Source organism: Streptomyces sp. H39-C1, assembly GCF_027158125.1.
Taxonomy (GTDB): Bacteria; Actinomycetota; Actinomycetes; order Streptomycetales; family Streptomycetaceae; genus Actinacidiphila; species Actinacidiphila fildesensis.
This window is the reverse complement of the sequence record NZ_JAPVLS010000108.1, coordinates 19,231-27,591: the sequence shown is the minus strand read 5'-3', so window position 1 is coordinate 27,591 and position 8,361 is coordinate 19,231. Positions and strand designations below refer to the sequence as shown.

Sequence of the window (8,361 nt, the reverse complement as noted above, 5' to 3'; positions counted from 1 at the left end):
GACCACGAAGCCACGCATGTCGTCGCTGCGTTTGACGATCGACAAGACCAGGGCGAGCACGGTGAGGCAGTGCTCGACGAGGGGGCCGGTGTAGCCGCCGTCGGCCCAGACCAGCTCCAACCGGTGGGGGGCATCGGCGACCTGCCGCAGCAGGACCTGTGCGGCGGTGCGATCGCCGACATCCGCGGCGGTGACCATCACGCCCAGCAGCAGGCCGAGGGTGTCGACCACGACGTGCCGCTTGCGCCCGTTGACCAGCTTTCCGCCGTCGAAGCCACGGCTGTCCAAGCCGACGACCGAGTCCGCCTTGACGGACTGCGAGTCGATCACCCCGGCTGTCGGCTCCGCAGTCCGCCCCTCCCTCTCGCGGATCCTCGATCGCAGCCGGTCGTGGAACTCCTTGACCAGGGCGTGGTCGCGCCAACGGCGGAAGAACGCGTAGACGCGGTCCCACGGCGGGAAGTCGGCGGGCATCGCCCGCCACTTGATGCCGTTGTCGACGAGGTAGCGGATCGCATCGAGTATTGCCCGGTGGCAGTACGCCTCCGGCTGTCCGCCCCGGCCGCGCAGCCAGCCGGGCACCGGCAGCAGCGGCCGGACCAGGTCCCACTCCACGTCCGTCATGTCCGAGGGATACCGCCGAACACGTTCCGGGTGATCGGCCGCGTTTCCGAACCGATGAGCGACACAATCACACGTCGGTGCAGCCGAGTTGAACTCCACCGGCGTGAGCACGTAGAACTGCGGCAACAGGGTCTCCTGGATCTCGGTTGGCTTCGCAACCCCGAGCTACCAAGAGGCCCTGCCTTCATGCCCGGGACCAGCTGCGATCACCCGATCGAGACTCCCGTTCGACGCACACCCCTCAAGATCGGAACGACAACAGCTACTGAGTCGCCTCAAGCAGATGAGGCTGCATGCGAGTTGGAGCAGAGCGAGGTGGAGATCGGCTCGTATCTCGTAGCGGATCCGGAGTCGTTTGAACTGGTGCAGCCACGCGAAGGTTCGTTCCACAACCCAGCGTGTTTTACCCAGTCCAGAGCCGTGTGGTGCGCCGCGGCGGGCGATCTTCGGGGTGATCCCGCGGGCGCGGACCAGGCGGCGGTACTTGTCGTAGTCGTAGCCGCGGTCGGCGAACAATCGCTTGGGGCGGTTCCGGGGCCGGCCGCGCCGGCCCCGGATGTGGGGTATCGCGTCCAGCAGGGGCATCAGCTGGGTGACATCGTGCCGGTTTCCACCGGTCAGTGTTACGGCGAGTGGTGTGCCGTGCCGGTCGACGATCACATGGTGCTTGCTGCCCGGCCGCCCCCGGTCGACCGGTGAAGGGCCGGTGTGAGCCCCCCTAATCCAGGGTGTAAGCAGCCGGCCCGGGCCCATGCAACGCCCCGGGGTAGCTGCTCGCATAGGACAGCGAATGCCTAGATCCCCCCTGGCCGTCAAGGCCTCCTCAAAGAGCGGCATCGCTGTCCGCTGCGGGGTCCGCGGTGATGACGCGGGCGCCGGGCTGATGCCTCCGTTTCCCCGGGCCCTTGAGGCCTCTGTCAAGAGCGGCGCAGCCCGGCGCCCCCGTGGTCACCGCGAAACTCGCGGGGCCAGGTCGAGCGTTAATTGTCACGGCGCGAGCCCTCTCCAGGGTCGACCTCTTGTTCATCCGCGAGCCCGTGAGCTCTGCCGAAAGATCGAGCCCCTGGAGTTCGCTGGTGTCGCGAACGGCTACTGAGATGGCGGACCAACGAGTCCTTGGATTAGGGCGCCACGCGACCCGCATGTGCTCGTGAACTGCATAAACGGACGGATCTGGGAGGACAGCTTGACCGTGTTCTGCGGCATCGACTGGGCGGAGCGCCACCACGACGTCGCCCTCGTCGACGAAGCCGGCACTCTGCTCGCCAAAGCCCGTATCACCGACGACGTGGCCGGCTACCACAAGCTCTTGGCCCTCTTGGCCGAGCACGGTGACAGCCCGGACGATCCAATACCGGTGGCCATCGAGACCAGCCACGGCCTCCTGGTCGCGAGCCTGCGCACCGGAAGCCGTCAGGTCTTCGCGATTAACCCGCTCGCCGCCGCGCGCTACCGCGACCGCCACGGCGTGAGCCGAAAGAAGTCCGACCCGGGCGACGCCCTGGTCCTGGCGAACGTCCTGCGCACCGACATGCACGCCCACCGGCCCCTGCCGGCCGACTCCGAACTCGCCCAGGTCATCACGGTCCTGGCCCGAGCACAGCAGGACGCCGTCTGGGCTCGGCAGCAGGTCGCGAATCAGGTCCGCTCGCTCCTGCGCGAGTACTACCCTGCCGCTCTGCTGGCCTCCCAGAGCAAGCAAGGCGGTCTGACCAGGGCTGATGCCCGCGTCATCCTCACTCTGGCCCCGACTCCGGCCAAGGCCGCGAAGCTCACCCTCGCCCAGTTGCGGGCCGCCCTCAAACGCAGTGGCCGCCTCCGCGGCTGCGACGCGGAAGCCGAGCGGCTTCGGGACGTCTTCCGCGCCGAGTACGCCCACCAGCTGCCCGGCGTCGAGGACGCCTTCGGCCACCAGCTCCTGGCCCTGCTCAAGCAGCTGGACGCCACCTGCCAGGCCGCGGACGACCTCGCGGAGGCGGCCACAGCCGCCTTTCACCAGCACGCCGACAGCGAGATCCTGCTCAGCTTCCCGGGCCTGGGGCCCATGCTCGGCACCCGCGTGCTCGCAGAGCTGGGCGACGACCGGGCACGATTCGCCGACGCCCGGGCGCTGAAGTCATACGCCGGATCCGCCCCCATCACCCGGGCCTCCGGCAAGAAACGGTTCGTCGGCCGACGCTTCGTCAAGAACAATCGCCTCATCAACGCCGGCTTCCTCTGGGCCTTCGCCGCCCTCACCGCCTCACCAGGAGCGAACTCGCACTACCGACGCCGACGCGAGCACGGAGACTGGCACGCCGCCGCACAACGGCACTTGCTAAACCGCTTCCTCGGCCAGCTCCACCACTGTCTCAAGACCCGGCAGCATTTAGACGAACAGCATGCCTTCGCACCGCTCCTGTCACTCCCGACCGAGCAGGCAGCTTGACTTCATAGCCCCCTGAGATGTCTTTGAGGGCCCTGACGTGAGAGCCGCCGATCGCGGCATCGTCCATCTCGAGCAGGTCGGTCGACCGCAGTTCGGCCAGAAGTGCTTCGTGCAGGCGAGGCCAGACTCCCGCCTCGGTCCAGTCCCGCAGGCGCCGCCAGCAGGTAACCCCGCTGCATCCGATCCGCTCCGTGGGTACGTCGCTCCAGCTGACGCCTTTGCATAGGACGTAGACGATGCCCCGCAGGGCGACGCGATCGTCCACCGGCTTCCGGCCGGGGAACCGATGTCTCCGCGGTGGCCGGGCAGGGAGCAACGGAGCTATCCGCTCCCACAAGTCATCAGGCACAAGATCAACAGACACCCCGCAGATCCTGCCGACCCAAGGCCCAACTGCCAAGTCAACACACCGATCTCATTCTGAAATGATCAGTTAGTCCCGGACGACGCACCGGCTCCGAACGGCCAAACCCGCGTCCAACGCCGCGGCCACCGAAACGCCGCGCTGCGCCAGCACGTGCCGACAAGGCCGACTCCCCGGCGGGTCGCGCCACAGCAGGGGAGCGGACCGCGTGACGCCTGAAACAGTCAGGCCAGCATGTCTGCGCCGTGGCGCTGCGCCATCCAGACAGTCGAGGAGTAGGAAGCCACCGCCCGCATCGACAACCGTCGGCACCACGGTCGACAGCGTCGACCTTGCGGTATTCGCCAGGTTTGATGACTTTGTGCGATGCGTCGGTCGGGGAGTCCATCAGCGACCTGACGGGCCCGTCGACGCACAGCATCGCGTCGGCGAATTCGCGAACAACGCATCCCGGGGCCGGGGCTAAGCAGGAGGCCAACTCCGCCTGCTGGTCGTGGCAATTCCAGCGGAAGCATCCCGCACGGACTCCGTCGCGCAGCAGATTCAACTCCACAGCCTCGTGCTGATCGCGTGTTCCTTGCTCGGAGCACACCATCAGCCGAAGGCCGCCTGCGTGTGCGGCGGTTGCCGCGCGAGTGATCAAGTTTGGCCGTTCGTTCGAGGTCAATGGTGGTGGTCCCGATGTACGGGTCTGGCCCAGTGGGTCCGCGCCGCCACATAGGTATGTGGCGGCGCCGACGTGTCCTGGTGCGGCGTGTCAGTTCTTCTTGAAGACGGTCACGGCGAGCGGGCCGGCGGTGTTTCCGGTCGTGGAGACGGCTCCGGCGGTGTCGAGGACCTTGATCCAGGAGCCGGCGGCCAGGGTGGTGATGTAGTCGCTGTTGGTGGGGTTGTAAACCACGACGGTGTCGTAGCTGGTGGGGGCGCTCGCACTGGAGCTGATGGCGGAGATCACGACGGAGCCGTTCACCTGGGTGGACATCTGGTTCTTGACGGCGTCCCAGGTGGTGAGGCGCAAGGCCGGGGTGGACTTGCGCAGGGCGATGGCGTCCTTGTGAAACTTGTAGGTCGGGGCGTTGGCCGTCTTGTCTCCCCAGTGGATCGCGTTGACGTTGTCCCCGGCGTTGTAGGAGTTTTTGGCAGTGTCGTAGTTGCCGCCGACGACCTTGGAACGGAGGAACTCGTCACCCTCGGAGAGGAACGCGATGCCTTGGGAGGTGAGGATCATGCCGGTGGCGAAGCGGTCGATCTGTCCCGCCCGGCCGGCGGCTCCGCCGGTGGCCCCGGAGTACGTGATCTTGTCCCAGAGGTTGAGGTCGTCGTGGACGGAGACATAGTTGACGCTCTGCTCAGGGTCGTAGGCGAACGCCGGGTTCCAGGTGTCGGTGAGCTGGCTCGTGGCCTTGATGGTGAGTGGTGAGCCGCGCATGCCGAGGGCGATCGAGGAGGCGCTGCCGGCGCCGTTCATGTAGTTCATGACGGTGTCCTGGGTGCCGCCCTTGATGGCGTCGCGGTAGGCGCCGTTGAAGACGCCAACGTGGGCGTTGGCCAAGGTGGGGACGCTCGCGTAGCGGACCTTCTGCGCCTCGGCGGAGTCGGTGACGCCTCCGCTCCAGGGCTCGCCGTAGATCTGGAGTTGGCGGTCCGGGTAGGTGGTGTTGAGGTAGCTTCCCCAGTCGGCGACGTTGGTGGCGTAGTTCACGCCGAGGAGGTCGAAGCGGAAGCCGTCGACGTTGTAGTCGCGGACCCAGTGCTCCAGGGAGTCGCGGATCATCCGGCTGACCATCGGGTTGCCGTCGTCGATGGAGTTGCCGGTGCCGGAAAGGTCGGTGGCGTTGTAGTACTTGCCGGTGATCGCGCCGAACACGTCCTTGCTGGCCGTGTGGTTGTAGACGACATCCATGATCACGCGGATGCCGGCCTTGTGGAACTCGTTGACCATGTCCTTGTACTCGCGGATTCGGTCCTCGGCCGCGGTGTACTGGGAGAACTGTTCCTCGGGCACGTTGTAGTTCAGCGGGTCGTAGCCCCAGTTGGGCACGGTGCTGTTGAAGTCGAAGGAGGGGAGGATCTGGACGTCGGTGACACCCAATTCCTTGAGGTGGTCGATGCCGGTCTTCACGCCGTTGATGGTCGTGCCGCCCTGGACGAGGCCGAGGAACTTGCCGCGCTTGGCCGGCGCGACGCCGGAGCTGGCGTCGATGGTGAAGTCGCGGACGTTCAGCTCGTAGACAACGGAGTCCTCGCGGTTGGTGCGGGCAGGCCGGGTGGCCCAGCTGCCACCGGTGGGCGCCACCGCGCCGGAGTCGATGACGATGCCCTGGGTGGTGCCGGGGTTGACCATCTGGGCGTACGGGTCGCGGACGGCGTTGCCGCCGACGGAGAACTGGTAGGGCTGGTTCTTGAGGTCACCGGCGACGACGGTCTGGTAGACGCTGCTGTAGCCGGTGAGGGTGGCGGGGCTGAGCTGGTAGCTCTTGCCGGCCACATTCACCGTGACGGTGGAGTTGTCCGGTGACCAGATCCTAAAGGTGGTGCCGGTGGGGGTGTAGGTCGCGCCGAGGGTGCTTCCGGTTCCAGCGGGCGGGGTGGTGGGGGTCGGGCTGGGGCTCGGGGTGGAGCCGGTGCCGCTTTGGACGGTCAGCTGGTGGTTGGCGGAGTTGAAGCTGAAGGTGGTGGCGGCGCCCGCCGGTACGGTGAAGGGAATGTTGGCTCCGCCTGCCGCGCCGTTCTGGCCGTAGTTCTCGGTCCAGCCCTGATTGATGGCGGCTTTGACCTCCCAGGTTCCGGCGGGGATCGTGCTGGCGGTCCAGGTGTAGATGCCGTCGCCGTCGGAGTCCTGGAGCCTGGGGACAAGACAGTCGGCAGCCCAGTCAGTGGCGCAGCCGATCTCGGACTGGAAGGTGCCGGCGGCGGTGACCGTCCTGCTGGTCGCGTTGTCGGCGATTTCATGAGTGACGGGGTCGTAGAGGAAGGTCACGGCCTTGCCACCGGTGGGTACAACAAGCGGGATGTCCGCCCCTCCGGCCGCGCCGTTCTGGCCGTAGTTCTCGGTCCAGCTCTTGTTGATGGCGACCTTGTAGGTGTAACTGCCGGCGGGAAGGCTGAGGGTGACGGACCACATGCCGTCGGCGCGCTGGGTGAGCTGGTCCTGCGCGCAGTCCGTGGCCCAGTCGCCGGCACAGCCGATCTCGCTGTTGAACGTGCCGGGCACCGAGACGGCACCGGGCACGGCTGCACTGGCTGTGTGTTGGAGGAGGGGAGCGAGGGTGAGGCCGAGTGCTGCGGCGGCAAGGAGGGTGGCGGCTCTTCGGGGTCTTGCGGGGTGGGAGACGCGATGCATGTGATGGAACCTCCAGTAGGGCTCCGGCGGCGGGGAGCACGCGGGCGGGACAGCGGGTGAGCAGGAGGAGTCAGGCACTTGTCCGGGTGGTGTCGCGCCGACCGCAACCGGCAGGTCCCTGGAGGGCTTGCGCGGCAGCCGGTGGAGGCCACAGAGCCATTGGTACGTTGCTAACACATGTTAATAATGGGTAAACGACGAGGGGGTCAAGGTACCGGCCGAAACTTGTGCCGCTCAGCGCCATGTCCGGCCGGGCCACCAGGTCCCTCAGGTCCCTCGGGCGGGCGGAAGCAGGTTTCTGCGCCTATGACGTATGGGTGTTAGTAACGTGCGTTATCGTTTTGGTAGCAGCGAAGGTGCCTACGGATGCGGGGAACATGATGTCGGCGAGCGCGTCAGGAGCTGCCTCGGCCGGCGGGCGGTCGCGTCCCACCTCCACGGATGTGGCGAAGATGGTGGGAGTGTCCCGTTCGGCGGTCTCTTTCGCCTTCAACAGTCCCGAACGGCTCTCGGTGGCCACCCGCGACCGGATTTTCGCCGCCGCCAAGGAGCTCGGATACTCTCCGAACACCCTGGCGCGGATGCTGCAGGCAGGGCAGACGCAGTCGCTGGGTGTCCTGTTGCCCCAGAACCTCGCCAAGATCATGGAGAACCCGTACTACGCCCGGTTCCTCACCGGAGTAGGTCAAGTCTGCGATGAACAGGGTTTCACGCTGCTGCTCACCCCGCCGCTGCGCGATTCCATGCTGAAGGCGATTCCGTACGCGGCGGTCGACGGATTCGTGGTGTGCGGACTGGAGCACGACCGCGGTGAGGTCGCCGAACTCCAACGGCGCGGCATCCCGTTCGTCTTGGTGGACAGTAGCCCCTGGGCCGATGTGCCGAGCGTCGACGTCGACGACGAGAGCGGGGCGCGCGAAGTCACCCGGCACATCCTGGAACTCGGCCACCGCCGGATGGCGCTGCTCTCGATCGACCCCGGCCCGGAGCGGGCGGAGCGCGGCTATCGGGGCCCGCTGGCCCGCCGGATGGCCGGAGTCGCCGACGCGCTTTCCCAGGTGGGCATGGACCTGAAGGACATCAACCTCGTCGAGGTTCCCGCCACCCGGATGGATGGCTACCGAGCGGCGAAAGCCCTGATGGCTACTGCTGAGGCGGCGCCCACCGCCATCATCGCTCTGTCCGACATCCTGGCCTTCGGGGCGGTCGACGCCCTGCACGACCTCGGCCTGCGCGTACCCGAAGACGTCTCGGTCACCGGTTTCGACGACCTGCCGGAATCGGCGTGGCTCCGGCCGCGTCTGACCAGTGTCCGGCAGGCCATCGCCGCCAAAGGACGGACCGCCGCGGACTTCCTCATCTCCGCCATCCGCGGTGAGGACCAGCACCCGCACCAACTGCTCGGTACCAGCTTGATCGTGCGCGACTCCAGCGCGCGCGTGCCCGCCGCACAGAGCACAGGCCTGCCCAACGCCTGATCCGGAGCGGCCCTGCCTTTCTCTGCACCCACATGCGCGGCAGGCTCCGCCCCGCACCCCGCACCTGGCGCAGGGGCCGTCGGCACCCGGTGGGCCACCGCCGCCATGTCTGCGCACCGCTGTG

The 8,361-nt window shown here is 67.2% G+C and carries 4 protein-coding genes and 2 pseudogenes; 2 read left to right on the top strand and 4 right to left on the bottom strand.

Annotation, left to right across the window (positions count from 1 at the left end; translation table 11 throughout):
- Window positions 1-624 (bottom strand): IS5 family transposase (locus tag O3W51_RS41420; RefSeq protein ID WP_269288929.1); only part of this gene is annotated, 624 nt, incomplete at its 3' end.
- A 270-nt stretch (window positions 625-894) separates the two neighbouring features.
- Window positions 895-1,341: pseudogene (locus tag O3W51_RS41415) on the bottom strand (IS5 family transposase); the annotation flags it as partial.
- A 454-nt stretch (window positions 1,342-1,795) separates the two neighbouring features.
- Between O3W51_RS41415 and O3W51_RS41410 the strand changes: the two are divergent.
- A complete protein-coding gene (locus tag O3W51_RS41410; RefSeq protein ID WP_269288933.1) occupies window positions 1,796-3,052 on the top strand; it encodes an IS110 family transposase in 1,257 nt (418 codons plus the stop codon).
- A 22-nt stretch (window positions 3,053-3,074) separates the two neighbouring features.
- Here O3W51_RS41410 and O3W51_RS41405 read toward each other — a convergent pair.
- A pseudogene (locus O3W51_RS41405) lies at window positions 3,075-3,416 on the bottom strand (transposase); the annotation flags it as partial.
- A 757-nt stretch (window positions 3,417-4,173) separates the two neighbouring features.
- Complete coding sequence (locus O3W51_RS41400) at window positions 4,174-6,648, bottom strand: pullulanase X25 domain-containing protein (protein WP_187145214.1); 2,475 nt, start codon at window positions 6,646-6,648, stop codon at window positions 4,174-4,176.
- A gap of 353 nt (window positions 6,649-7,001) precedes the next feature.
- Between O3W51_RS41400 and O3W51_RS41395 the strand changes: the two genes are divergently transcribed.
- On the top strand, window positions 7,002-8,237 hold the full coding sequence (locus tag O3W51_RS41395) for a LacI family DNA-binding transcriptional regulator (protein WP_306665063.1): 1,236 nt from the start codon (window positions 7,002-7,004) through the stop codon (window positions 8,235-8,237).
- The last annotated feature ends 124 nt before the right edge of the window (window positions 8,238-8,361 follow it).